This window comes from Synechococcus sp. YX-04-1 (genome assembly GCF_030546365.1).
Lineage (GTDB): Bacteria > Cyanobacteriota > Cyanobacteriia > PCC-6307 > Cyanobiaceae > Parasynechococcus.
In genome coordinates, this window is record NZ_JAUONZ010000003.1 from 212,095 (window position 1) to 236,140 (window position 24,046).

The window sequence follows — 24,046 nt, forward strand, 5'->3', positions numbered from 1 at the left end:
GCGTGGTGCTCTTGTCTGATTCGGCTCCGATTGGACTGCTGCCGCGCCGTCTCGCCTGGGATGTGTTGCAAGCAGTTGCGGCTGGGGCCTATGCCGATGTGGCACTGGAGCGGGTGCTGCGGGAGCGGGACCTCAAGCCTTCCGATCGGGGTTTGGTGACCGAGCTGGCCTATGGCGCCATCCGCCAACGGCGCACTCTTGATGCCTGGCTGGATCGGTTGGGCAAGGTGCCGGCTGCAAAGCAACCGCCCAAGCTGCGCTGGCTGTTGCATGTGGGTCTCTATCAACTGATGTTGATGGAGCGGATTCCTGATTCAGCAGCGGTGAACACTGCTGTGGAGTTGGCCAAAGCCAGCAAGGGATTGGCCCGACTGGCCCCTGTGGTGAATGGGGTTCTGCGGGCGGCACTGCGGGCGCGGGAGGCCGGCGAAACCCTGCAGCTGCCCAACGATCCGGCGGCCCAGCTGGCCCAAGCCCATTCCCTGCCGGATTGGTTCACCCAGTTGTTGATCGAATGGCGCGGGGCGGAGGGGGCCGAGGCGGTAGCGCGCGCCTGCAACCGGGTGCCGGATCTGGATTTGCGGGTGAATCGGTTGCGATCGAGCCCTTCGCAGGTGCAGCAGGATCTGGCCGCGGCTGGCATCAGCAGTGAGCCCATCGTTGGTTGTCCTAACGGCCTGCGCATCTCTGGGCACAGCGGTGATCTGCGCCAATGGCCTGGCTACGCCGAGGGCCATTGGTGTGTGCAGGATTGTTCGGCGCAATGGATTGCGCCTCTGCTCAAGCCCAATCCGGGGGATCGCATCCTGGATGCCTGCGCGGCGCCGGGGGGAAAATCCACCCATTTGGCGGAGTTGGTGGGGGATCAGGCGGAGATCTGGGCTGTGGACCGTTCGGCTGGACGGCTCAAGCGCGTTGCTACGAATGCTGCCCGGCTGGGCCTTGCATCCATCAATGCCCTGGCAGCGGATGCCGCCAATCTCTTGGATCAGCGTCCCGAATGGCGTGAATCGTTCCAGAGGATCCTGATTGATGCCCCCTGTTCGGGGCTTGGAACTCTGGCCCGTCACCCCGATGCCCGTTGGCGGGTGACACCCGAATCCATCCGTGGTCTTTTGCCCCAACAACAGGCTCTTCTGGACGGACTTCTGCCGTTGTTGGCTCCTGGAGGTTCTTTGGTGTATGCCACCTGCACCATTCATCCCGATGAAAATCAGGCACAGATCCAGGCTCTGTTGAAGCGTCACCCAACGCTGCGTTTGGAGCAGGACAGCCAGCGCTGGCCGGATCAATCAGGCGGGGGGGATGGGTTCTATTCGGCTGTGCTTCAGCGGGTCTAAGGCCCTGGATCAATCCCGTGTCCAGCGACGTCCTTGGCGATCAACGTTGTTGCCTGGTGAGCTGTTTCTCCAGAGATAGGGCGTCTGGCGAGGTGGAGGTGACATGGGCGTGAGAGCGGGCAGGTCCGTCTCAACTGTTGGTTGAGCTGGATCAAGCTCGCCGTTGCCTTTCTCCTTCTTCTGCTTTGGTTTGGTCTTCGGTGGCTTGGCAATTGTTTTCGGGTCGACAGCCAAACGCACTTTGCGTTTCAGCTTGGGTTTGTCGGGGAAGTTGCGGACGGGGATCTCGTCCTTGATCTGGAGCATGAATTGCTTCCACGCCCATGCCGCCTCGCCGCTGGTGCTTTTGGTGGCTCGGTCGTCGTCGTATCCGAACCAGACGCCTGTTGTGAGCTGAGGAATCGAGCCAATGAACCAGAGATCACGGGTGTTCTCTGACGTTCCCGTTTTGCCGGCCACCTGTCGATCATCGAGTTTGGCGGCGATGCCGGTACCGCCGGTCACCACCCGTTGCAGCATCCAGTTCATGGTGTCTGCCACATCACTATCAACTGCCCGTTTGCCTCGGTTGTCGCTCATGCGCCGGCTCCAAAGCAGCTCATTCTTCGGTCCACGAATTTCTTCGAAGGGGCTGGGTGTGAAGAACACTCCGCGATTGGCCATGCCTGCATAAGCGGCGGTCATGTCGAGGATGGTTTGCTCGTATGCACCAATCGCCATGGGGTAGTACTTGCCGAGAGGCCGCTCGGTGCCGATGTTGAAGTTGTTGGCAATTTCAATCACCGCATCAAACCCAACGATGTCTTGCAGTTGAACTGCAACGGTGTTGAGTGAGTTCTTCAGGGCATTGGAGAGGGAGATGTTGCCGTAGTACTTGTTGCCAAAGTTTTTTGGGCAGTAGCCGTTCCAGCAACGCTGGGCATCAAACACTTTGGTTTCGGGTTTCATGCCCCGATCAATGGCCGCGGCGTAGGGAAACAGTTTGAAGGTGGACCCTGGTGAGCGCAGCGCCAGGATCGTGCGGTTGAACTGACTCTTGGAGAAATCCTTTCCGCCCACCATCACCCGCACCAGTCCGTTGCCGGGATCGATCGAAACCATCGCCCCTTCGGTGTCGAAGGGGGCATTGGTTCGAATCACCTGCTGAGCTTTCTTTTGCCAGTCGAGATTGAGGCTGGTGCGCACCTTGACCCCACCCACTTCCAGTTGTTCTGGCGTCAAGAATTTGGGCAGCTCCTGGGCAATCCAGGTGGTGAAGTAAGGCGCTGAACTGTTGAAGTACTTGGGTGTTGCGGGCTTCAGCCCCAAGGGGCTGTTGCGACCGCGCTCCGCCTCGCTGGCGGAGATGAATCCGGCCTGGGCCATGCGATCCAGAACGATCGAGCGCTGCTCCTTGGCCAGATCTGGGTTCACCAGGGGTGAATAAATCGATGGCGCCGGCGGCAGCCCAGCGATCATGGCTGCTTCAGGAACCGTGAGCTGTTCAGGGGTTTTGGAGAAGTAGATCCAGGCCGCATCGGCAACCCCATAGGCGCCCGATCCCAGGTAGACGTAGTTGAGGTATTGCTCGAGGATCTGCTGTTTGCTCAGCTGGCGCTCAAGCTTCATGGCCAGAGCCGCTTCCTTGAGTTTGCGGGTGATCGTGCGGTCTTGGCTCAAAAAGACGGTTCGAGCCAGCTGCTGGGTGATGGTGCTTGCCCCTTCCCGAACCGAGCCTTGGCGGACATTGGTGACGATGGCCCGGGCAATGCCCCAGCCATCCACACCGTCGTGTTGATAGAAACGTCGGTCTTCGGCGGCGATGAAAGCCTCAGCCACCGTTGGCGGCATCGCACCGGGCTTCACCTTCTCTCGCGTCGCCGGCCCAAGCTTCTGGATCACCTTGCCATTGGTGGAGAGCAGGGTGATCGTTCCTGGACGGTTGAAGCTGGAAATCCCTCTGGCATCAGGAAGCGTGGAATCCACCAGTTCCGTCAGAGCGCGCATGCCCAGGGCAGCTCCCACGCCCACTGCAGCGGCTGTGCCCGCAGTCAGTGCCCAGTGCAGGCGGGAACGGTTCACATCACCTGGGTCAAGGGGCTGTGGCCCACGGCCAGAGCGGTCACCAGCATGCCAAGCACCAGGAAGGGTTGCGCACTGGCCTGATATTTGACGTCGAAGGCAACGGGGTCTCTCAATAACCAGATGTCCTGGAAGGTGATCTGGGGAACGATCAACAGAACCAGCAGAACCGCTGCGAAATGCTGGCCGATCCCGATCAAGACGGCAACCATCGCCAGCTGAAATACATCGATCATTCCAGCGCTGATCCAGCTGGCCCGTTCAATGCCGAACACCACCGGCAAAGATTGAAGTCCGAGTTCACGGTCGCCTTCAACGCTTTTGAAGTCGTTGACGACAGCGATGCCAAGACCCGCAAGGCTGTAGGCCAGGGTGAGCAGTGCTGTGCCCCAGGTCAGTTGTCCAAACAGGGCCTGACCGGCCCACCAGGGCAGGGCGATGTAACTGGCACCGAGGGCGTAGTTCCCAAGCCAACCGTTCTGTTTGAGCTTGAGCGGCGGTGCTGAGTAGATGTAGCTCACAAATGAGCCGCCCAACGCCAGCAGAAAAACCACAGGAGTGGTGTGGCCCGCCCATCGGTCGAGTCCGTAGGACACGCCTAGACCGGCGAGCAGCAGCACCCAGATCTGCAGCTTGACCTGGCCCAGGGGAATCGCTCCGGACGGGATCGGCCGGTAGGGCTCGTTGATCGCGTCGATCTCGCGGTCGTAGTAGTCGTTGATGGTTTGGGTGAAGCCCGCCAGCAAGGGGCCGCTCATCAACATGCAGGCGAAGGCTGCGAGGACGTGGTCAAGTCGCCACTCGTAGTTACCGCTGGCTGCGGCTCCACAGATCACCCCCCAGATCAAGGGGATCCAGGTGACCGGTTTCATCAGCTGCAGCCGCAGCTTCCAGATGTTGGTGGTGCCTGAGGCACCCTTCATCCCAAGCAGCTGACGCGCGTCGCTCACAGAGACAGTCCTCAGGCGGCGGCGATTTCGTCTTCGAAGAACCAGCTGGTGGAGCCATCGCTGAGCTCAACAACCACACCGATTCCTTTGCCGTCGACGGTGCGGAAATCCTTCACCGTGCCGTTGGCATCCTTCTTCAGAAGGTCGACCATGGCCTGAGGAATGCGATCCCGCACGCGGGTCACGCGAACCTTGGAGCCGATCGAGATGGCGTCAGCCTGGGACATGGCCTGCGAGGCTTGGAGAGTGGCGCAACCTTAACAGTCGCTTTTGCGCCGAATCGATGGTTGCTCTGCGTCTTATCCCTTGCCTGGATGTCGCCCGGGGACGGGTGGTGAAAGGTGTCAATTTCGTTGGCCTGCGCGATGCCGGTGATCCAGTGGAGCTGGCTTGCCGTTACAGCTCTGCAGGGGCGGATGAACTCGTTTTCCTTGATATCGCAGCCAGCCATGAGGGGCGCGGCACCCTGATCGATATGGTGCGTCGAACAGCTGAATCGGTCACGATTCCCTTCACCGTGGGCGGTGGCATCAGCACCGTTGAAGGAATCACCGAGTTGTTGCGGGCCGGTGCCGACAAGGTGAGTCTCAACTCCTCGGCGGTGCGGCGGCCTGAGCTGGTGCGGGAGGGGGCCGATCAGTTCGGCTGCCAGTGCATCGTTGTGGCCATTGATGCCCGTCGGCGCGATGCCGGCGGCTGGGACGTTTATGTGAAGGGAGGCCGCGAGAACACGGGCCTCGATGTTGTGGAGTGGGCCCAGCGGGTGGCTGGCCTTGGGGCTGGAGAGATCCTGCTCACCTCGATGGATGGTGATGGCACCCAGGCTGGATACGACCTTGCCCTGACCCGGGCCGTGGCCGATGCGGTCCCCATACCGGTGATTGCCTCCGGTGGCGCGGGCTGCATGGATCACATCGCTGAGGCATTGGACGTGGGCCCAGAGGGAGGCCATGCCTCCGCAGCCTTGCTGGCCTCGTTGCTGCACGACGGTGTTCTCACCGTGGAACAGATCAAGCAAGATCTGCTCTCCCGTGGCCTGACGATTCGTCCATGAAGCCTGGTGATCCCGCGGCGGTGGAACAGCTGTTTGATGCTGTGGCTCCCCGCTATGACCGCCTCAACGATGTGCTCAGTTTCGGGTTGCACCGCCAGTGGAAACGTCAGTTGGTGCGCGCCCTTAAGCCGGTGGCCGGCGAACAGTGGCTGGATCTGTGCTGCGGCACTGGGGACCTGGCCTTGGAGCTGGGGCGCTGTGTTCGCCCCTCTGGTGCGGTGACCGGTCTGGATGCCGCCGCTGCTCCCCTGGAGCGGGCCCGCCAGCGTCAGCGTCAGCAGCCCTGGTTGCCTGTGACCTTCCATCAGGGGGATGCTCTGGAAACTGGCATGCCCAGTGCCTGCGCTGATGGTGCGGTGATGGCTTATGGATTGCGCAATCTGGCGGACCCCCTGCAGGGGCTGAAGGAACTGCGCCGGCTGCTGAAGCCCGGCGGGCGTGCCGGGGTGCTGGATTTCAACCGTCTGCCCCAAAGCGGAGCGGCGGCCGTCTTTCAGCGCTTCTATCTGCGTCGCTTTGTGGTGCCCGCTGCCGCCTCTGTGGGTTTGCGGGAGGAGTACGCCTACCTGGAAAAGAGTTTGGAGCGCTTCCCTGCGGGGCCTGAACAGGAGCGGCTGGCACGGCAGGCGGGTTTTTCTGAAGCGACCCACCGCTCGCTGGTGGCCGGACAGATGGGGACTTTGATCCTCAGGGCATGAATCTTTGCCTATGTCGCTTGCGACACCCCCCGATGCTGTTTTAGGAAAGTTGAAGAGAAGATGAAGGGGGAGTCCGGTTTGGCGTTTCCGCTGCCGAAGCTGCTGCCCCGCATCGAAGAGCTGCTTCAGGAAGTGCAGTGGCTGGATGGTCTGATCCTGATCACCGACTCGGACCGCGCCTGTTTTGTCTCCTTCTCGCAGGTGGATCCCTTGCTGCGTCGCCTGCGCCAGCGCCCTAAGGGGCCGGAGGTGGCTGAAAAGCTCTGCATGTCCTTGCTGGATTGCCACGGCAAGGGAGGTGCAAAGCCCGTCCTGGTCTTTCAAGGGGATGGCAGTTTCTGGCTCGGAATGATTGGTCCCAGCGGCAACAATCCGCATCGCCATCACGCCATCGCGCACCTGCATCGTTGCCTGGCCTTGGAGGGCTGACCGGCCACTGGGCAGAATCGGAACTCAGGTAGCCCCGGCCCAGTGCATTTTCAGGACATCATCACCACTCTCAACCAGATTGAGTGAGGGACTGGGTTCTGCGCTGCTAATACTACTGGGATCAACAAGGGATCAACGCTATGGTCCGTTGGTTGTTGAAACCATGTGGTGCTCTGGGTGCATACCTCCCGTGCTGTTGATCCCTTCAAGGGGTTCGCTGCAGCAGTGCGGAGAAGTGTGTTCTCGCTAGGTGTCGTACCGACCTTCCTGCTGATTCCGAGTCCCGAGGCAAACGAGAAGTACACAAGAAACTTCCCGCCGTTCTTCTATCGCTGCGAGAACGGTCAGACGCTGGTCTCCCGACTGGAGTACGAGAACCAGTTCGGTGATGGTGAGGTGCTCTCGGTCTACCCGTACCCAGTGGAAGAGCGTTCACAGGTCCTCTGGCGCTCTGCAGGGAGGCAGTACATCGCTGTAGGTGGGCAGCAGTACGACTGCAAAGCGTGGAGGCGTGGCGATAACGGTGATGCTGATGTTGGTGTCTGGGCAATACCTGATCCAGCAGCGTTGAAGGACTACGCCAAACGGTTCAACACGGCAGGGAAGTACCGCTACATCTGCGGCGAACACACCGTCCTCTTTCGGATCACTGACTTCCTGGACGGTGGATACCGTCACGGCGTGATGGAAGTGGATGACCAGGAGGAGGTGGGTCTATCCCATTCCCGAGGTACTTCGGGGAACTTCAACAGCAAGGCGAGCAGTGAACCAGGAATCTCCTTCGCCTGGGGCATTCACACGGGTGACGACAACAAACCCGTGATCAGGTGGTTCCTGTCCATTGACGACCAGACCTTCACCTGCAACCGAGGTGGGTACTGATGAGCGGTGCCCTGCTGGAAAAGATTCCTCTGCTCGGTGGCGAGTTTGAGATCTGCCGCTTCGCCAACAAACCTCGGTTCTGGTGGTTTCGGCAGTACATCCCTGCTGGTCCGAACAACAAGCGGACCTACATCAAGCGATCCCTGAAGACCGAAGACAGGGCACAGGCAGAGCGTCGTGCCTATGAGGAGTGGCGCAAACTGAAGACCATTGAGGAGGACGGCGGCAGCATCACCGCCAAGAGCGTCCAGGACCTGATGGACGACTGGATAGAGAAGTCGTACCAGCGTGTGATTACTGGCGAAATCCAGGAAGGCACATGGCGTAGTAAGCGATCATTTTTTACCAACGCTCTCCCTAACTATTTCAAGAGTCGTGGTGTGAAAAGGGTTACTGATCTTCAGGCAGATACTTTTGATGATTTTCGTTTTTGGCGTACTACGGAAGGTTGGAAATACTACAAAGGGTCTAATCCGAATCAGCGCAAACCGCCAACTGATGGAACGATAAACTCTGAAATTGGTTTGATCAACGAATGGTATAACAACTATCTGGTTCCCAAAGGATATGTGCGTCGTAAACCTCTAATTAAAATGAAGCAGTTGGATCTAGATGATCTGTCTGCTAATCCTCCAATTCCTGTGAAGCAGTGGGAAATGATATGGCGCTACTTGAAGAGTTGGTCCGAGTCAAAGGTAGGTGTGAACAGGGCAGAGGTCACTTATTGGAAGCAGTGTTTTAGGCATTATCTGCTGGTTGCCTACAACCTGGGTAATCGTCCATCCGAGATGATTGGGCGCTTTAACAACAAGAAGGATGTCTTGGAGCGTGGGGTCCCTTGGGACGATGTTGAGATCATTCCACAAACCAGATGGTCCGAGAGTCAGAAACGAGAGGTGGAAGATAAACCGATCTCATTGGTTCATATTCGCAAGACGAAGACCAAGGTCCCTCGTGAGGTTCCCTGTCGGGCAGCAGAGTATCTGGAGCGATGGCGTGATTTTGTTGTTGAGTGGCGTAAGGAAAATGGGTATCCACCTCTCAAGAGCGGTGATCTGATCTTCGCCAACCCAAAAACAAATAAACCTTATTCGTACACCATGTACTCAAAAGCATGGTCCCAACTCAAGGCAAAAATTGGAGATAAGTTTGAGGATCAGTACACTCTTTACTCCACACGCAGTAGTTTCGTCACCAACTTGCTAGAGGAAGGTGTATCTGCTGATGATGTTTGTAAGTTGACTGGTCATAGTTATTCCGTCATGAGGCGTCACTATGACCGTATGAAAATGCGTAACCGTATCCCAGAAGTTACCAAGCGTCAGTACGGCAAGAAGGATCAGAACCCCTACGGCAGCAGGAAACTCATATAAGTTTCTGTTTACTCTGCTCGTTGATTGGTAACAGTTGCAGGGTCAAGTTTTTCTAGGGATCCAGTCACGACATACGACTGACGATGCTTTGTGATTAGGAACGATGCCCTGGTGCAAGCGGCAGATCGTCAGAGGGACGCACAGCAGCGTCGGATGGTGCTCGTAATGCCCGCAGTAGAGGCAAGCGTTTGCGCCTTCACCTGCTGGTGAGAGATGCCCGTAAGGCAGGTAACCCCACTCCTCTGGATCGGTCATGGGACAACAGCGAAGAACTCCACGATAGTTCAGATGTACCAACGACATCAACACCCAAGAGATGTCGTTCATCTGTCTCATTTCTCGTCTCAACGAATCGGTCAAAACCAAACGCCTGTCTGGGACTGGATTCCTTGGTTGATCTTCCAGGGATAGTGCAACCAATCGCAGAGAAGACGACACTCTCCGTGCAGAGACGCAGTATGCTTTGGTTGTTCACGCCTTTTCCCCGTGTCTGTCTTTCACAAGGTCAACCGCTCTGGAAAGTCAAAGGTCCTCTCCACCGAGGAGCGTGAACTGATTCAGAAGCACCTTCCCGAGAAGTACCGACTGATCGCAGAAACCTTGTATTGGTCAGCAGGTCGCATCAGGGAGGTGCTCACCATCCGAGTGAGGAACCTTGTTCCTGACCGTCAGATGGTGGTTCTGGAGCGGATGACCACCAAAACGAAGGAGACACGGGAGATCTATCTGCCCGAGCACCTGATGCAGAAACTGCTGCTGCGGGTGCGTTGTCTGGATCTGGGACCTGCTGACTATTTGTTCTTCAACGAGTCACCCACACAAGACCGTGGAGGCAGGAAGCATCTGACGGTGCAGTCCTTTGATAAAGAACTGCGCCGTGTGTGCGACTGGAACAACCTCCAGGGAATCTCATCCCACTCGTTCCGCCGCACTCAACTGACGGAGTTGTATCGGGATGGATGGAACCTTCGGGAGATCCAGCACATCAGTGGGCATAGGTCGCTGCAGTCGCTCCAGGAGTACCTGGAGATTGATAAGGCAGAGGTCGTGGACAAGTACCGCCAGCGCATGGCGACCACCTAACCCGAGTTCAATGCTTAATCGTTTCCACATAGCAGCAGGCATCTTCCTTGCTGCAATCAATGTTCTTCCTGCCTTCGCCCTTCCTTGCGACACCGCTTACAAACAGTTCAGGAAACAACTCCTGACTGCTGGGTGGACCCCAGTGGATTGTGAGCAAACAGAGCGGGTCTACATCTCCGACTATCCCGAGTTATGTGCTGCAACTCGTGAGGATGTTGGATTCGCTCATTGGGAGGATCCGAGAACCGACTCCCGCTTGCGGTTCATGACTTGGGCACCTAGAGGTGTGCCGAATCAGTGTGTACCTCCCTGGTTTGATGTTGTGCGGTTGGGACCTGAACCAGCACCAGCACCAGTGGAGTCGTGATGCCTAGTTATGTCGCCAAGGTGGAGTATGTGATCAGCACTCAACACAGTTATTCCAAGAGGACCTGGACAATGAACATTGCAGGTCAGTTCGCTGGGAAGACCGAGAGTGCTGTGATGAAGAAATTGCGTGACCGTCACGGTTCATCCAAGGAGATCACCATCACATCAGTTGAGTTTCGCTAAAAAAACACTGCAATGGTGTGGATCTGAACCATTGGATCCACATCTATTGCAGTTGTATTGCAAAAGTTTCGTGTTTTTCGTTAGATTCAAGCAGGCATGTATCAGTGTGGACGAAAACGGGATTATAGAAAAAGAGTGATTGAATTATTCCAAACCTCGCCACGAATTTTCTCTATTTTTGAGATCACGGATTTTCATTGAACGAGGGTCACCTCCCTCTGTACTTGGGTTCTTGGTTCTTCGTTTCTTTGAGTTCTTGCGCTCTTGTAACTCCTGTGACCTGCGGATGTCCTCTCGCATCTGACGAAATGATTTACCGCCCTCCTGCTCATGGAAGTTGGCGATGCCTCCCACATAGATCAAGTTGGAGTCGTCTTTGGGACTGTCGCCCTGGGGTACATCAATGCTTGAGGGGTCCTTGGATTGCCCTCTGCCCTTGAGTGTCTTGATTCGTTTGCGACTGTCCTTGCGCTTCCGATCAGATTCATTCACAGCACTTTGCCTCCTTTCCTCTTCATGTCGGCGTAGAGTTTCTCAATCAGATCTTCAACGATCAGATTTACCTTTTTGTTGCTGTGACGCTTGCTGATGTCGGTCAGCATGGACATTGTGGTGTCGCTGATGGATAAGGTTTTCATTTACTTGCTAGTTGTCGTTTCTGCTCTTGCAGAAGTTGTTTGTGGATGTTCCTCTTCACCCAACCTGATTTTGTGGTGAAGTTGTCCTTGCAGTATCGGTCAAATTCCTTGAGGAGGACTAACTCTTCTGCTGTAAAATGTACGCTAATATTGCGTCCTGTTGGAAGCGTGTGCATGATTCTGTTTCCTTGTAGATACGGATTCTCCTGTCTAGATCTACCTTCCACTCTCCCAGGAGAGTGTGTAACCAAGACCAGCGTGCATCATCAAGTTTTTCCGCATAATCTGCGCTGATGTCCGCTAAATAGGAGTACGAATACATTCTTCGTTTGCGAGAGTGAGACATAATGACCCTTCGGTGGTAGAGGGGTCTCTTTTTATGCGCTCAATTCAATGACCCCAGTTTGCATCAGATTTACATAATTATTGTTGATTGCGTGAATATATTTATATAGTTTGTGTTCTTTAGGTGTCCATATCTTCAGTGCTTGCTGTCTTAACCAGCGAGCACTGCATAGTTAAAAAACATGATTTCCTCGCCATCGCATTCCGCCACATTGCGGAGTGTTTGATCAGTATTTCAACCAGTCCTCCAGCGTGTTCTGCACCTTCTCGGCAAGGTGCGGGTGCTGTTGAGCGATCTCACGCAGACGCCTGCGGTAGTTGAAGCGTTGACCCCGTGAGTCGGTCTTCAGGTACTCCAGGGCAATCTTGTGGATGTAGTCATGGGCATGCAAACTCCAGAACCCATCACGCCCACCACGGACCCTGTTCAGGAATCCAGTGAAATCCGACATCGGACCGTGGATCAGGTCCTCTAGCGACTGCAGGTTGAAGAGCGTCTTCAGGTTGTCTGGAGCGTCCTTCCAGGTGGTCTTGAGGTCCTTGAGCAGTGTCCCGACCATTTCATGGGATCTGTCTTTATTTCTTCGCAGGCGCAGGGCGGTTGTGGATTGATCCTCCTGGTGCTGTGACTTGAACCCGTAGGTGGTGACCAACTTCTCTAGGTCGCTCTTAAAGCGTTCCAGGTGCTCTGGATCAACACCTGAAGGACCCATAACAGTCGCTATCGGACTGAAGTCAGTTGGTACTGCCTCCTGGGTTCCAACGAAGCGGTATTCCTTCAACCAGCGTGTGAGCACACCTTGGGAAACACCTGGGTGCAGTGCGCCGCTGTCCACCGCCTCCTTCAGTTCCTCATCGTTCAGGCAGTGGACCTGATGGATCGTTGTGTACGAGGGAGGCAGGTGTTCCTGGATCGCTTCCAATCGGTCATCAAGACCGATCTGCAGGAGTTTGGACCAGATTTTTTGACCCTTGCCCCAGCGGTCCCGAAGGTCCTTGAACTCCGTTTCAGGGAGCGTCTCCTTCGCAGTGCTGATGGTCCTGCAGATCTGGAGAACACCTTCAACCGAATCCATGGACCCCTGAACCAGGACCGCCAGGAATTCAGTCGTTGTCGTGGGTGTTGCTGCCTTCTTCATGAGGTCAAGGTACGACACTCTCTGCGCCAGATCAACGACTCTCTCTGTAGTTGGTTGTCGTTAGGGCGGGAACCGCACCCTGAAGCGCCAGAACTACTGCAAAACCTGCATTTTTATTTGTACCAGAGTGTTCTGGGTCTACTGCCTGGCGTTGATGACCACCCTTCTCGTAGTCAAGAGCAGCGCCTGCCTGCAGAGATACTACCATCTCTTTACGGAGAAAGTCATAGGACCTGTGCCTCTCTCTGAAGTTGCATACGACTGTCTCCGTGCAGAGAATATCGTTCTATCGTATGTGCAACGAAACAAGGGAGACAACCCGATGACCACCGCCACCACTCAATCCATCCAGATCAACCAGGAGCAGTACAGCGCCCTTGAAGACCTCCTGATGGGTGTGCTCTACGAGGGAACCCTCCACTACGACGACGACCAGGAATCCGAGTTCAACGCTCTCGGTGCGATCTACGACCAACTGGTGGCGCTGCGACAGGAAGAGACCTCCTGCTGAACCTGCCTCAACTACCTGCCCTTACGAACCTCAAACGACTCAAACGATGCCCACGACTGCTCTCACCACCGTCACTGTCCAGATTCGTGCTGACCTTGCTGTTGCGATGACTTCCATTGGTCGCCAGTGGGATCACCGTTCACAGGGGATCGGGAACGACCTTGAGAGCGGTATCAATAGCGAGTCGCTGGTGACGGGCATCAAACCCATGAACGGCATCACCGAGATGACTCTGCAAGGTGCAGCAGCGGATATCGCTGAAACTCTGAACGACCTCTGGAAGCACCTTCTCTACACCGATGAAGACGAACTCTGTGCTCTGGTGATTGGTGATCGTGTGGTGGGGCACTGGTGGGTTGCCCTGGAAGAAGCAGGTATTGAGAACCCCGAGGTCACTGAACCTGCTGACCAGATGAAACTGCTTCTCGCTGCTTGATGCTTTGACGACAGCAGACCGTCAATAAACCCCCAGGACTCCGTTCTGGACTGCCCGACAAACAAGGCGAATAGAGCAGCACTTCATAGAACCGAACTGAATACTTCCGAACTCATCCAACAAACTTGCTTGAATTATCTATGACTTGGGAATTAATTACTCAATACATCCATCGCACTAAACTTCCATGCGAGGACGATGCAACTTTCATCCATAAGTCAAAGGTTCATTGGGTCGCCTATGGACAAAATGTCGCTAGTATTTTGGATTTAGATGAAGACGCTGGTGATCAGTATGCGGAACCTAGTGATCTTCGCCAAACTATCTCCGACAGTGGCGTATTAGATGGCGCACCTTCTGACCAAGAGGATCATTATCTCCGCATTGTGTTCAGTGATTTAATGAATAAACTAGACAAACTGCCTTCTGAAACACCATCTGGTGATTGGTTGTTTGTCTGTAGGTGGGGTGATTTGGTTTGATCAAATCGTTCTGTTGAGTAACTGATTGCTCTTCTCAACTACTAGACGCTTGTGCAGAGCAGAGTATCCAACTCTGTACTTCTGCATGAGCATCTCTTCAAGGTCAGTGATGTAGTCCTCCCTGGAGGAATAACTAATGTGTTTCGTCTTGGGTGCCTTACTGGATTCCATTTGGATTCAATCTGTACCGTTGCCTTAACTGTATTTAGGTTTAGATCCGTTGGTGTGACTGAAGAGTAAGTTGTTTGAGTTCGTTCTCTGTCTCTGGAATTGAGTGTCTCTGTGCTCTAGATCTCTTTAATTAAATTAAAAATAAAATTCCAATTGACTCAAAGTTTATTTATACAAAAACTAACTACTTTCTGGACAACTGTTAACAAATGGAAACAAACAAGTACACCAATCCCTTTGAGGATGGTGGGCAACTTTCGTTGTCTCAATCAATCACTGACGAACAGAAGTGGCGTTACTGGTTAGAGGTTATTGATCGTGGTGTGATCAACGACATCACCCCTCAACTCCAAGGTTTTGAGCAGCGGCACTCTGGTCAGTCGGTCAACTTCCACTTCCGCTGTCCCTTCTGTTCGGCACAGCAGAAAACTGCCTACGAGAAGACGAGGGTCACTGCCTGCCTGCGTGAAACAGGAGGTCGGTTTGGAACCGCCAGCAGGGGCGGTTATCAGTTCCACTGCTTCCGTTGCAAGCGCACCCACACGCTCTTCCAGTTCCTCACGGAGACGAGCAACAGTCAGATCGCTGATCAGTACCGCTGGGACCGCTTCCGTCGGAAACTTGCTGGTGCTGGATGGAACTGCCCGTTGCCTCCCAAAGAGCAGCGTGATGCCCTGAAGAATCCGCTGTACGCAGGCAGTGATGTTCCACCTCCTTCCAAGGCGGACCGTGCAGCAGCGCACAAGCGCCGTTACGAGGACCAGAAGCGCCTGAACTACATCCACAAACATGGATGCCCCCCGCCCAGAGGCAAGAGCGATTGAGGGTCCTCCTGGGTGTCTCTGCGGTTCTGCTTCAGAGATGTCGTTGTGTTTGAGGGTGGTAGTGCGTTGATCCCACCCGTCATTTGGGAAAATGGTGTGGTTGATCTGGCGGGATCAACAAACGGATCAACAGGTCTCGTAATTACTGGGGTTTTCGCTCTGGGATCAACAAGGGATCAACAGATCTCACCGCCCTAAACCCCCACCATCACTAGAACAGACCGACATATGCACTTCCAGGACATCATCAGCACGCTCAACCGGTTCTGGGCAGACCAGGGGTGTCTGTTGCTGCAGCCCTACGACACCGAGAAGGGTGCCGGCACCATGAGCCCCCACACGGTGCTTCGGGCGATTGGGCCTGAGCCTTGGGCCGTGGCCTATCCCGAACCCTGTCGACGCCCCACCGACGGCCGTTATGGGGATAACCCCAACCGGGCCCAGCACTACTTCCAGTACCAGGTGCTGATCAAGCCATCCCCAGACGGCATCCAGGAGACCTATCTGGCGTCACTGGAGGCGCTGGGCATCAAGGCTGCTGACCACGACATTCGTTTTGTTGAAGACAACTGGGAGTCGCCGACCCTCGGCGCCTGGGGTGTTGGCTGGGAAGTGTGGCTCGACGGTATGGAGGTCACCCAGTTCACCTATTTCCAGCAATGCGGCGGCATCGATTGCAAGCCCGTTTCGATTGAGATCACCTACGGCCTCGAGCGGCTGGCGATGTACCTCCAAGACGTGGAAAGTATTTGGGACCTCAGCTGGAACAGCGAGCGCAGTTACGGCGAGATTTGGCTGCCGTTTGAAAAGGGGCAGTGCCACTTCAACTTCGAGGCCTCCAATCCCGAGCGGCTCAAGCAGTTGTTCGCCATCTACGAGGCGGAAGCTGCTGATCTGATCGAGAAGCAACTACCGGCACCGGCCTTGGATTTCGTTCTGAAGTGCAGCCACACCTTCAACTTGCTGGAGGCCCGTGGCGTGATTTCCGTGACGGAACGCACGGCCACCATTGGCCGGATCCGCAACCTGGCCCGCAAGGTGGCTGAGGCTTGGTTGGCGGAACGGGAGGCCCTTGGTTTCCCGCTGTTGAAGGGGGGAACTCTCGAGACAGCGGCCTAATGGTTTCTGCGTCGACGTCGTTCTGCTGATGCATTTGCCCTCTCTCTGCTGGCGCTCCTTGTGCTTCGAGGGATGCTGTGGGGGGCGCCGACGCCAAGCCGATCCGATCCGTCTCGCCTGACCCAAACGCCGCCTGCCGCCGTGGCGATCAGTGGTCGCTTGCTCGCCGATGTGCGCCGTTTTCCCTCGGGGTGTTCCTGCCTGTTGGAGGTAGATCGGATCGAGGCTCGCTGGGTCGAGGGGCGAACCGAGCTGCAGCTGCCTGACTGCTCTGCGCCGTTGCTGCAGGGCTGGCGTGTCCAGGCCATGGGTGTGCTGAGGCGTCCGCTGCCAGGAGCGCACCCGCTGTTGCCGGGGTCGGCAGAACGTCTGGCCCGCCAAGGCAGTTGGAGTCAGCTGCGGGTCGAGCGCATCGAGGTGCTGCAACGTCCATGGACGCCGTTGGCTGATCTGCGGCGCGATGTTGCCCATCGGCTGCAACAGGCCGTGGGGCCCCGACGGGGTGGATTTCTGGCCGCTCTGGTGCTGGGCAGCTCCCAGGTGCAGCTCCCGGATGACGTCAGAGAGGCGTTCCGCATGGCCGGCTTGTCCCATGCCCTCGCAGCATCAGGGTTCCACCTCTCCGTTTTGCTGGGCAGTGTGCTGATGCTGGCCCGGCGTTGGCCGTCAGGCCTACGGCTTCCCCTGGCGGCCATGGCGCTGCTGCTGTTTGTCTGTCTTGCTGGAGCCCAGCCATCGGTGGTGCGGGCGGTGCTCATGGCTGCGATGGCCTTGCTGATTCGTGAGTCAGGTCATCACAGCCGTCCTGTGGGGGTGCTGGTGCTGACGCTCAGCGGCATGTTGCTATTGCGCCCGGCCTGGGCCCTGTCGATTGGTTTTCAACTCAGTGCAGCGGCCACCGCTGGGTTGATCCTCACGGCTCCTCGCCTCGAGCAGGCTGTTCAAGCTTGTCTGCCGGGTCGCTGCCACGGCCTTGCCGCGGCCTTGTGCATCCCTGTGGCGGCCTTGCTCTGGACGCTGCCGCTGCAGTTGCTCCACTTCGGCGCCATGCCGTTGTATGCCCTGCTTGCCAATCTTCTCGTTGCCCCGCTGCTGGCACCGCTCACGCTGCTGGCCATGCTTTCGGCGTTGTTGGTTCTCGTAGGGCCTACGGGTTTGCTGCCCGTGCTGCTGTGGCCCGTCCATCAGTTGGCGGGCCTGGTGATGATCATGGCCAGTTGGATCAGCCACTGGCCTGGAGCCCAACTGCTCACCGGACGTCCCGAGCCGTGGGTGGTTGCCCTGCTGGTGCTGGGCATGTTGCCTTGGTTGCTGGGAGCAGAGCGCTGCTGCCGGCGCTGGGCGCTGCTCCCCATGGCAACCGCCCTGCTCGTCCATGGCCTGGTGCAGCTTGGCGATGGCCTGGTGGCGGTGGAGCGGTTCGGTCGCCACTGGTTGCTGGCTCGCCATCGTGGGCGTGCTGCGCTGGTGAGCACCCACGGCGATCCGCGCAGTTGCCGGATGGCACAGAGGCTCGCCGCCGTGCATGGCCATGCCCGTCTGGATTGGGTGATGCTCCTAGACCCTGTGGCAACAGACGTTCTTCCCTGTTGGCAAGCGCTGGCTCACCACGTTGAGGCTGCCCAGCAGGGTCTAGCCCCCATCGTCATCGGCCAGGTGTTGCAGAGCACTGGTTTATCGGTGCGGCGCCTGCCGCATCGCTCTGGAGCAATGGTGATGCGGGTGGGACGTCAGCGCTGGCATCTGTTTCCCAGGCCTCAGGCCTTGTGGGCACTGCAGGCGCAACAGCGATCCGACCCCCGGCAGGTGATCACCGGAACATGGCTTGGCTTCAAGCCTTCCGCTTCACAGCGGCGTTGGCTTCTGCAGCATGGGGCTGGCTCGCGGTTCATTGGCCTTTAAAGTGCTTATACGCCTTAGGGCGTGTGGAGAGGTGGCAGAGTCCGGTTGATCGCGCACGACTCGAAATCGTGTAGGGGTAACACCCTCGTGGGTTCGAATCCCACCCTCTCCGTTTTTGAATGAACGAAAACTGACCGATTGAGCGATATTGAATTCACTCTCGCGCAGATCTTCTTAGAAAGGGGGTATTGATCTCAAGAAAGACTGATCAAATGTATTCACCGTGCAGCAGCTGTGTGCGGCATAGTTTTTTATTTCTATCAGCCATTTGTTGTATTCCCTGTGATACAAGAAATTAGAAATTTTTCTGCTTACTTTTGCTGAAAGTGCAATCAGCGCTGCTCTCATCGATGGCTCATCTTCGGTGTGGAGACGATCAAAGATGCGTTTTCGCCATTCTTTCGGTGAGGTGTAGAGGGTGATCACATCGAGCCGCTTGGTTCGCTTTGAAATCTGCCGCAACATCTTCAAATTGGTGTTGTGATTGATGCTCGTCAGATCGACATGAAGCAGCAGGCAGTGTTTTAGCTTCCGTGTTTTTCGTTTTTTGAAGTTGGCTGGATCCATCAGTCTCTGCATTCGTTCAACTGTGGAGCGTTTCAGGCGTTGATTTGGATCACAGCCCAGTTGCTTCAGCACGTTCAAAGTGAACGCATCGTGAGGTGGCTGGCTCAGTTTTTTGATCAAATGCGTCTTGCCTGAGCCTGATGCACCTGCAATCACAATCACGTGGCGAGCCCTTCTGCCCTTGTTGCTCCTCCTCATTTCGCCCCTTGTCCCGTCTCCGGCTGTAATCTTGCATGCCAGAGATCTTTCATTTGCATGTGTAGTGTTAAAGCGCTTTGGGTGGCTTCCCGTCAAATTCTTTTAGCAACCCCTCTTGATCTCCTCAGGAATGGAATAGAAGCACCAGTCCTTGTTCCACTTGATGGAACTCCCGTTCCTCGCGGCTGAGGTCGAGCCCCACATTGAGCCCTTCTTTGAGTGCGTCCTCAAAGGGTGGTGTTGATGGTGGAGCGCTGTCAATCCAGAGTGCTGCAATACCCACCGCCGTGGCATGCCAACGGAATCGACTCGTTGTGCCGATGTCCGGTTCATTCAACGCCTCTTCCAGGAGGATGTTGATGGTGAGGTTCGTGCTGGACATGTGCACCAGCATCGTGATCTTGTCTTGCTCCTGCAATGAGCTGAGAGACTTCGTATCGTTCGTTTCATTCCAGAGGGATGTCCTCGGCTTCGGACCACCTCCCGCAGCGCATCGCTCTGGTTCATGAGTGGTTCTCGCCTCGCTCCGTTGGAGGTGCAGAACAGGTTGTTCAAGAGGTTGATTCCCTTCTGCGCAACCTTGGCCGTGAGCCGCAGTTGGCCGCCCTGATCGATGCGGAATCCCGCCGGTTGGGCAGTTGGTTGCATGGTCGCTCTGTTCTCACCAGCCCGATACAGCGCCTGCCCTGGGGGCACAGCCACGTTCAGCAGTACCTGCCGCTGTTGCCCTTTGCGATCGAGCAGATCGATCTTGGCGCCGCTGAGTTGGTGATCAGCAGTAGCCATTTGGTCGCCAAGGGTGTGCTCACCGCTCCAGATCAGTTGCACATCAGTTATGTGCACACGCCGGTGCGTTACGCCTGGGACCAGATGCACGCTTATCTGCAGCGCTCCGCGCTGGTTCGGTGTGGTCTGGGCCCCTTGATTCGCTGGCAGCTCCATGCACTGCGCCAATGGGACCAACTCAGTGCCCAGCGGGTGGATCACCTCATTGCTAACTCCCGATTCACGGCGCGGCGAATCCGCAAGTACTGGGGGCGGGAAGCCAACGTGATCCATCCCCCTGTCGAGGTGGATCGCTTTCGCTGGAATGCAGATCGTGACGACGTCTACCTCTGCCTGTGCCGTTTGGTCCCTTACAAGCGGGTGGATCTGGTGGTGGAAGCCTTCAACCGGCTGGGTCTTCCCCTGCTGGTGGTTGGCGATGGCCCTGAGCGGGGAAGGTTGGAGGCTCTGGCCGGTCCCACTGTCACCTTGCTCGGCCGTCAGCCCCAGCAGCAGGTGGAAGAGCTCATGGCTCGTTGTCGGGCATTTGTGTATGCCGGTCTGGAGGATTTCGGCATTGCTCCGGTGGAAGCGATGGCGGCTGGAGCGCCGGTGATTGGGTTGGGGCGGGGCGGTTTGTTGGACACGGTGCGTTGTGCAGCGGCCGGGTTGCGCGAGCCCACCGGGGTGCTGTTCCCGGACCAGAGCGTCGAGTCGCTTGTGCAGGCCGTGGAGTGGTTTGAACAAGAACGGATTTGGCGTTCTCTGGATTCGGAATCCATCCGTGCGTGGGCTGAGCGCTTTCGGCCGGAAGCCTTTGCGGCGCGCTTTGATTCGGTTCTGCGAACGGCCTGGCGCGCCCATCAACGGGGCTGTGCCGTTGCAGCGAGTGACCCCGCGGAGATGCCAGGGCCCCAGCTGTGACGTTGAGTGTGGTGAGTCCCAGGTTGAGCCTTTGACCTCGGCCTCCAGGCCTTCCTTGATTCAGACCGCAGGGCGTGCAGCTCGCCGTGGCAAGTACAAGCCACACCTTGCGCTGATCTCAGCTCCGCCGTCGGTTTTGTCGACCGGCATGCTGATTCGTCATCAGAACCGTTGGGGCCGAGTCTTCAAGCGCACCGGAGATATTGTTTTTTCTCTCGCCGTACTCAGCATCGGTTCACCGGTGTTGCTGCTGCTGGCGGGATTGGTGAAGCTCAGTTCGCCGGGGCCTGTGTTTTACGTCCAGCGTCGGGTGGGCCGGAGCTACCAGCGTTTTGGCTGTATCAAGTTCCGGACCATGCGGGCCGACGCGGATGACGTTCTGGCGCGTGTTCTGGAGGCGGATCCCTCGCTGCGTGACGAGTTCGAGCGTGACTTCAAGCTCAAGCGTGATCCACGGATCACTCCTATTGGTCGTTTTCTCCGCCGCTCGAGTCTCGATGAGCTGCCGCAGTTTTTGAACGTTCTTCGCGGTGAGATGAGCGTTGTTGGGCCACGTCCAATCGTTCAGAAGGAACTCGTTCGTTATGGCCCCTACATGGACGAAGTTGCCTCAGTTCGCCCTGGGTTGACTGGGCTCTGGCAAGTCAGTGGCAGAAACAACCTGAGCTACAAAAAACGCGTCAAGCTCGATCTGGCCTATGCCCGTGGTCGTTCGTTCGGCCTGGACTTCGCCATCATCCTTCGCACGTTTGGTGTGTTGCTCCTCCCGATGGACCGTGGTGCCTACTGACTGAGCTCAACGGGTGATCGCCAATTGGATGATTCCCAGAGCACTGAGCCAGACGATCTCCAGCCGGCTTGATGCCTTTAGAACAGATCTGACCAAAGTCACGTTTGCAGTTGGTTGGCCAGCTCCAAGCACCGGTTTCTGTACCAAGAGCTCTCCATACCTGTTTTCGCCGCCGAGTTGGATCCCGATGCAGTGGGCGTAGATCGCTTCCGAACGCCCTGCATTGGGGGATGGATCTGCAGACCCATCTCGTTCTGCAGCTTGCACCCGTTGCGCCCACTGCTTCCAGGGAGGGCAGACCAGGGGCAGCGTCAGCATGACCAGACGACAGGGCAGCCAGGTCAGCAGATCATCCAGGCGTGCGCCGGCTGTTCCTAACCAGCGCAGACGACCGGTGCGGTACCCGAGCATGGAATCCAGCGTGCTGCTGGCCTTGAAGCCCCAGGCCAGCGCCAGGGGGCCAGGACCAGAGGGCATGACCATCCAAAGCAGCGCACCGATCCCCATCCAGAACAGAGGTGCGAACACGCCATCCACAGCATTTTCCGAGGCTGTTTCGGCTGCGGCCCTGAGCAGTCCCTCTCGATCCAAGCTCTGAACGTCTCGTCCGACGATCCAGCTCAAGTTCCTGCGGGCCAGCTCGAGGTCTCCTGCCGCCGCTGATGGCAAGGCATTCACCACCGCCAGCACGCTGTCCCTCAGGCTGCGGGCCGCCAGGGTGCTGGCGAGGCTCAGGGCCAGAACGGGGATGGAAATCCACTGCCATGAGGAGGGAAGCCAAAGCAGCCGCTCCAGACACCAGCCCGTCAGCACGCTGCCAAGCACCAGGATCAGGGTGATCAGGCCTCCCCCGATCCTTAGCTTCATCGGATCGTCCCCAGCCCATGGCTCGACCCAATGGCGCAACTGCCGGATGCTCCACCCCATCACCACCACGGGGTGGAGTATCCGGCGCGGGTCACCGATCAACTGATCCAGCAGTGCTGCCCCAAGCACCAGCAGGCCTCCCATCGTTTCTGAGGTCATGGGAGGGGCATGGCCTGGAACCAACAAAAATCCCCGCTCTGCACCGTTAGGGCAACAGAGCGGGGGATGCGGTGAGTGATGGTGTTTGATCCCACCGGGTGTTCAGCGCTTGCGCTGGATCAGGCGTCCTTCAGCCAGCTGAACATCGAGCGAAGGCCTTTGCCCACTTTCTCGATCGGATGCTGAGAGTCACGATCGCGCACCTTCTTCATTTCGGGTTTGCCGGCTTCGCATTCGGCCACGAAGTTCCTGGCGAAGGTGCCGTCCTGGATATCAGCCAGAACACGCTTCATCTCGGCCTTGGTGTCGGCGGTGATCAAACGAGGGCCACTGACGTAATCGCCGTACTCCGCGGTATTGGAGATCGAATCGCGCATGGAGGTCAGTCCTCCCTTCACCATCAGATCAACAATCAGCTTCACCTCGTGCATGCACTCGAAGTAAGCCAGTTCGGGCTGGTAACCAGCTTCCACCAAGGTCTCGAAACCAGCTTTCACGAGTTCGGACAGACCGCCACACAGCACAGCCTGCTCACCGAACAGATCGGTTTCGGTCTCTTCCTTGAAGTTGGTCTCCAGGATGCCGGCACGCGTGCCACCGATTCCTTTGGCGTAGGCCATGGCCATGCCGCGAGCGTTGCCGGAAGCATCCTGTTCGATAGCGAACAAGGCGGGCACGCCCTGGCCGTTCTGATACTCCCAACGCACGGTGTGGCCAGGACCCTTCGGAGCGATCATCACCACATCCACATCAGCGGGGGGCTTGATCAGCTCGAAGCGGATGTTGAAGCCGTGGGCAAAGCTGAGCACCTTGCCTGCACTCAGGTGAGGTGCGATTTCCTTCTCGTAGACGTCCTTCTGGAATTCGTCGGGCAGCAAGACCATGATCCAGTCCGCCTTGGCCGAGGCATCGGCCACGCTCAGCACTTCAAGACCATCGGCCTTGGCTTTCTCCGCTGAGCGGCTTCCGTCGTAGAGGCCCACCACCACGTTCACACCTGAATCCTTCAGGTTCAGAGCGTGGGCATGACCCTGGGAGCCATAACCAATGATGGCCACGGTCTTGCCGTTCAGCAGACCGAGATCGGCGTCGGAGTCGTAGAAGAGCTGGGCCATCCGGGGCGGGCTTGCGGAACACTGCAGTGGACGAGCTTACGCAGTGGCCTGCCCCGTTCTGTTCAAGCCTCGTTCGGATGGGAGATGACGCGGTCGATCAGGCCGTATTCCTTGGCTTCTTCGGCACTAAGGAAGTAGTCCCGGTCGGTGTCCTTCTCGATCTTCTCGAAGCTCTGGCCACTCATGTCGGCCAGGGAGCGGTTGAGCATCTCCTTCATCCGCAGGATCTCCCTTGCCTCGATTTCGATGTCACTGGCCTGGCGACGGCTGGTGCCGCCGAGGGGCTGGTGAATCATGATCCGGCTGTGGGGTAGAGCGACCCGCTTCCCTTTGGTGCCAGCGGCGAGGAGAAAGGCACCCATGGATGCAGCAAGACCAACGCAGATGGTCACCACCTCGCTTTTGACGTACTGGATGGTGTCGTAGATGGCCAGTCCCGCTGTGACGGAGCCACCGGGGGAGTTGATGTACAGGTAGATCGGCTTGCTGCTGTCTTCTGAGTCGAGATAAAGCATCTGGGCCACCAGGCTGTTGGCGATGCTGTCATTGACCTCTGAGCCGAGGAAGAGGATCCGCTCCACCCCCAGACGGGTGTAGATGTCGACCCAGCGCTCCATCTGGCTGCCGGGCAGGCGGTAGGGAACGCTGGGGGTACCGATCGGCATGGTTCAG

The 24,046-nt window shown here is 57.2% G+C and carries 25 protein-coding genes and 1 tRNA gene; 16 read left to right on the forward strand and 10 right to left on the reverse strand.

The window, feature by feature from the left end; genetic code table 11:
- Window positions 1–2 precede the first annotated feature (2 nt).
- Window positions 3–1,340, forward strand: coding sequence for a 16S rRNA (cytosine(967)-C(5))-methyltransferase (locus Q3Y53_RS07280; protein WP_303534656.1), 1,338 nt, complete (start codon window positions 3–5; stop codon window positions 1,338–1,340).
- 9 nt (window positions 1,341–1,349) lie between these two features.
- On the opposite strand, the gene Q3Y53_RS07285 is transcribed toward Q3Y53_RS07280, so the two are convergent.
- Genes Q3Y53_RS07285 through Q3Y53_RS07295 form a run of 3 tightly spaced genes read right to left on the reverse strand, consistent with a single transcriptional unit; the run spans window position 1,350 to window position 4,578 of the window.
- A complete protein-coding gene (locus tag Q3Y53_RS07285; protein WP_303534659.1) occupies window positions 1,350–3,401 on the reverse strand; it encodes a transglycosylase domain-containing protein in 2,052 nt (683 codons plus the stop codon).
- Window positions 3,398–4,351 (reverse strand): chlorophyll synthase ChlG, encoded by a 954-nt coding sequence (chlG, locus tag Q3Y53_RS07290; protein WP_226425654.1) that lies wholly within the window; start codon window positions 4,349–4,351, stop codon window positions 3,398–3,400. The genes Q3Y53_RS07285 and chlG overlap by 4 nt, the downstream gene beginning before the upstream one ends.
- Window positions 4,352–4,362: 11 nt before the next feature.
- Complete coding sequence (locus tag Q3Y53_RS07295) at window positions 4,363–4,578, reverse strand: DUF2862 domain-containing protein (protein ID WP_114988478.1); 216 nt, start codon at window positions 4,576–4,578, stop codon at window positions 4,363–4,365.
- 56 nt (window positions 4,579–4,634) lie between these two features.
- Between Q3Y53_RS07295 and hisF the strand changes: the two genes are divergently transcribed.
- The 6 genes from hisF to Q3Y53_RS07325 all read left to right on the forward strand — a co-directional run bounded on the left by hisF (window position 4,635) and on the right by Q3Y53_RS07325 (window position 9,870).
- A complete protein-coding gene (gene hisF / locus Q3Y53_RS07300; RefSeq protein WP_303534666.1) occupies window positions 4,635–5,405 on the forward strand; it encodes an imidazole glycerol phosphate synthase subunit HisF in 771 nt (256 codons plus the stop codon).
- Window positions 5,402–6,103, forward strand: coding sequence for a bifunctional demethylmenaquinone methyltransferase/2-methoxy-6-polyprenyl-1,4-benzoquinol methylase UbiE (ubiE, locus tag Q3Y53_RS07305; protein WP_303534668.1), 702 nt, complete (start codon window positions 5,402–5,404; stop codon window positions 6,101–6,103). The genes hisF and ubiE overlap by 4 nt, the downstream gene beginning before the upstream one ends.
- A gap of 78 nt (window positions 6,104–6,181) precedes the next feature.
- Window positions 6,182–6,532: a hypothetical protein gene (locus tag Q3Y53_RS07310; RefSeq protein WP_114988475.1), complete on the forward strand. Its 351-nt coding sequence runs from the start codon at window positions 6,182–6,184 to the stop codon at window positions 6,530–6,532.
- A gap of 177 nt (window positions 6,533–6,709) precedes the next feature.
- Window positions 6,710–7,414, forward strand: coding sequence for a hypothetical protein (locus Q3Y53_RS07315; protein ID WP_303534672.1), 705 nt, complete (start codon window positions 6,710–6,712; stop codon window positions 7,412–7,414).
- On the forward strand, window positions 7,414–8,787 hold the full coding sequence (locus tag Q3Y53_RS07320; protein WP_303534674.1) for a tyrosine-type recombinase/integrase: 1,374 nt from the start codon (window positions 7,414–7,416) through the stop codon (window positions 8,785–8,787). Before Q3Y53_RS07315 ends, Q3Y53_RS07320 begins: the two co-directional genes overlap by 1 nt.
- Before the next feature lie 486 nt (window positions 8,788–9,273).
- Window positions 9,274–9,870 carry a site-specific integrase gene (locus Q3Y53_RS07325; RefSeq protein WP_303534676.1) on the forward strand — a complete coding sequence of 199 codons (597 nt, stop codon included), beginning with the start codon at window positions 9,274–9,276 and terminating at the stop codon, window positions 9,868–9,870.
- Window positions 9,871–10,910: 1,040 nt separating this feature from the next.
- Here Q3Y53_RS07325 and Q3Y53_RS07330 read toward each other — a convergent pair.
- Both Q3Y53_RS07330 and Q3Y53_RS07335 read right to left on the reverse strand, forming a co-directional pair.
- Window positions 10,911–11,060 carry a hypothetical protein gene (locus tag Q3Y53_RS07330; RefSeq protein ID WP_303534678.1) on the reverse strand — a complete coding sequence of 50 codons (150 nt, stop codon included), beginning with the start codon at window positions 11,058–11,060 and terminating at the stop codon, window positions 10,911–10,913.
- A gap of 572 nt (window positions 11,061–11,632) precedes the next feature.
- Window positions 11,633–12,481, reverse strand: coding sequence for a hypothetical protein (locus tag Q3Y53_RS07335; RefSeq protein ID WP_303534680.1), 849 nt, complete (start codon window positions 12,479–12,481; stop codon window positions 11,633–11,635).
- 385 nt (window positions 12,482–12,866) lie between these two features.
- On the opposite strand from Q3Y53_RS07335, the gene Q3Y53_RS07340 reads away from it, so the two are divergent.
- From Q3Y53_RS07340 to Q3Y53_RS07370, 7 genes are all read left to right on the forward strand, one after another.
- The gene (locus Q3Y53_RS07340; protein WP_303534682.1) at window positions 12,867–13,055 is read left to right on the forward strand and encodes a hypothetical protein; all 189 of its coding nucleotides are present in this window, start codon (window positions 12,867–12,869) and stop codon (window positions 13,053–13,055) included.
- Between the two features lie 46 nt (window positions 13,056–13,101).
- Window positions 13,102–13,491, forward strand: coding sequence for a hypothetical protein (locus Q3Y53_RS07345; protein WP_303534684.1), 390 nt, complete (start codon window positions 13,102–13,104; stop codon window positions 13,489–13,491).
- 125 nt (window positions 13,492–13,616) lie between these two features.
- Entirely contained in the window at window positions 13,617–13,973 is a 357-nt protein-coding gene (locus Q3Y53_RS07350; protein ID WP_303534686.1) for a hypothetical protein, read from the forward strand.
- A 380-nt stretch (window positions 13,974–14,353) separates the two neighbouring features.
- On the forward strand, window positions 14,354–14,968 hold the full coding sequence (locus tag Q3Y53_RS07355; RefSeq protein WP_303534688.1) for a hypothetical protein: 615 nt from the start codon (window positions 14,354–14,356) through the stop codon (window positions 14,966–14,968).
- A 228-nt stretch (window positions 14,969–15,196) separates the two neighbouring features.
- Window positions 15,197–16,087 (forward strand): glycine--tRNA ligase subunit alpha, encoded by an 891-nt coding sequence (gene glyQ, locus Q3Y53_RS07360; protein ID WP_115008732.1) that lies wholly within the window; start codon window positions 15,197–15,199, stop codon window positions 16,085–16,087.
- Window positions 16,088–16,093: 6 nt separating this feature from the next.
- Window positions 16,094–17,989, forward strand: a complete 1,896-nt coding sequence (locus tag Q3Y53_RS07365) for a ComEC/Rec2 family competence protein (RefSeq protein WP_303534814.1) — start codon at window positions 16,094–16,096, stop codon at window positions 17,987–17,989.
- Window positions 17,990–18,014: 25 nt separating this feature from the next.
- Window positions 18,015–18,101: transfer RNA gene (locus tag Q3Y53_RS07370), tRNA-Ser, on the forward strand.
- A gap of 62 nt (window positions 18,102–18,163) precedes the next feature.
- On the opposite strand, the gene Q3Y53_RS07375 is transcribed toward Q3Y53_RS07370, so the two are convergent.
- Both Q3Y53_RS07375 and Q3Y53_RS07380 read right to left on the reverse strand, forming a co-directional pair.
- Window positions 18,164–18,718, reverse strand: coding sequence for a hypothetical protein (locus Q3Y53_RS07375; protein WP_303534691.1), 555 nt, complete (start codon window positions 18,716–18,718; stop codon window positions 18,164–18,166).
- Between the two features lie 160 nt (window positions 18,719–18,878).
- The gene (locus tag Q3Y53_RS07380; protein ID WP_025362415.1) at window positions 18,879–19,136 is read right to left on the reverse strand and encodes a hypothetical protein; all 258 of its coding nucleotides are present in this window, start codon (window positions 19,134–19,136) and stop codon (window positions 18,879–18,881) included.
- 77 nt (window positions 19,137–19,213) lie between these two features.
- Here Q3Y53_RS07380 and Q3Y53_RS07385 point away from each other — a divergent pair, with 77 nt between their 5' ends.
- Complete coding sequence (locus Q3Y53_RS07385) at window positions 19,214–20,443, forward strand: glycosyltransferase (protein WP_303534694.1); 1,230 nt, start codon at window positions 19,214–19,216, stop codon at window positions 20,441–20,443.
- Between the two features lie 31 nt (window positions 20,444–20,474).
- A complete protein-coding gene (locus Q3Y53_RS07390; protein ID WP_226425649.1) occupies window positions 20,475–21,233 on the forward strand; it encodes a sugar transferase in 759 nt (252 codons plus the stop codon).
- Window positions 21,234–21,239: 6 nt separating this feature from the next.
- Here Q3Y53_RS07390 and cbiB read toward each other — a convergent pair whose 3' ends face one another.
- From cbiB to Q3Y53_RS07405, 3 genes are all read right to left on the reverse strand, one after another.
- On the reverse strand, window positions 21,240–22,259 hold the full coding sequence (gene cbiB, locus Q3Y53_RS07395; protein WP_303534696.1) for an adenosylcobinamide-phosphate synthase CbiB: 1,020 nt from the start codon (window positions 22,257–22,259) through the stop codon (window positions 21,240–21,242).
- Between the two features lie 119 nt (window positions 22,260–22,378).
- Window positions 22,379–23,374 carry a ketol-acid reductoisomerase gene (gene ilvC, locus Q3Y53_RS07400; RefSeq protein WP_226425645.1) on the reverse strand — a complete coding sequence of 332 codons (996 nt, stop codon included), beginning with the start codon at window positions 23,372–23,374 and terminating at the stop codon, window positions 22,379–22,381.
- 62 nt (window positions 23,375–23,436) lie between these two features.
- Window positions 23,437–24,039 carry an ATP-dependent Clp protease proteolytic subunit gene (locus Q3Y53_RS07405; RefSeq protein WP_226425644.1) on the reverse strand — a complete coding sequence of 201 codons (603 nt, stop codon included), beginning with the start codon at window positions 24,037–24,039 and terminating at the stop codon, window positions 23,437–23,439.
- Window positions 24,040–24,046: the final 7 nt, after the last annotated feature.

What these genes read in the sequence shown, in the direction of transcription:
- Q3Y53_RS07405 (WP_226425644.1), bottom strand. Translation starts at nt 24,039, where the DNA reads ATGCCGATCGGTACCCCCAGCGTTCCCTACCGCCTGCCCGGCAGCCAG.
- cbiB (WP_303534696.1), bottom strand. Translation starts at nt 22,259, where the DNA reads ATGACCTCAGAAACGATGGGAGGCCTGCTGGTGCTTGGGGCAGCACTG.
- Q3Y53_RS07330 (WP_303534678.1), bottom strand. Translation starts at nt 11,060, where the DNA reads ATGAAAACCTTATCCATCAGCGACACCACAATGTCCATGCTGACCGAC.
- ilvC (WP_226425645.1), bottom strand. Translation starts at nt 23,374, where the DNA reads ATGGCCCAGCTCTTCTACGACTCCGACGCCGATCTCGGTCTGCTGAAC.
- ubiE (WP_303534668.1), top strand. Translation starts at nt 5,402, where the DNA reads ATGAAGCCTGGTGATCCCGCGGCGGTGGAACAGCTGTTTGATGCTGTG.
- Q3Y53_RS07320 (WP_303534674.1), top strand. Translation starts at nt 7,414, where the DNA reads ATGAGCGGTGCCCTGCTGGAAAAGATTCCTCTGCTCGGTGGCGAGTTT.
- Q3Y53_RS07355 (WP_303534688.1), top strand. Translation starts at nt 14,354, where the DNA reads ATGGAAACAAACAAGTACACCAATCCCTTTGAGGATGGTGGGCAACTT.
- Q3Y53_RS07380 (WP_025362415.1), bottom strand. Translation starts at nt 19,136, where the DNA reads ATGTCCAGCACGAACCTCACCATCAACATCCTCCTGGAAGAGGCGTTG.
- glyQ (WP_115008732.1), top strand. Translation starts at nt 15,197, where the DNA reads ATGCACTTCCAGGACATCATCAGCACGCTCAACCGGTTCTGGGCAGAC.
- Q3Y53_RS07345 (WP_303534684.1), top strand. Translation starts at nt 13,102, where the DNA reads ATGCCCACGACTGCTCTCACCACCGTCACTGTCCAGATTCGTGCTGAC.
- Q3Y53_RS07295 (WP_114988478.1), bottom strand. Translation starts at nt 4,578, where the DNA reads ATGTCCCAGGCTGACGCCATCTCGATCGGCTCCAAGGTTCGCGTGACC.
- hisF (WP_303534666.1), top strand. Translation starts at nt 4,635, where the DNA reads ATGGTTGCTCTGCGTCTTATCCCTTGCCTGGATGTCGCCCGGGGACGG.
- Q3Y53_RS07340 (WP_303534682.1), top strand. Translation starts at nt 12,867, where the DNA reads ATGACCACCGCCACCACTCAATCCATCCAGATCAACCAGGAGCAGTAC.
- Q3Y53_RS07335 (WP_303534680.1), bottom strand. Translation starts at nt 12,481, where the DNA reads ATGGATTCGGTTGAAGGTGTTCTCCAGATCTGCAGGACCATCAGCACT.
- Q3Y53_RS07385 (WP_303534694.1), top strand. Translation starts at nt 19,214, where the DNA reads ATGTCCTCGGCTTCGGACCACCTCCCGCAGCGCATCGCTCTGGTTCAT.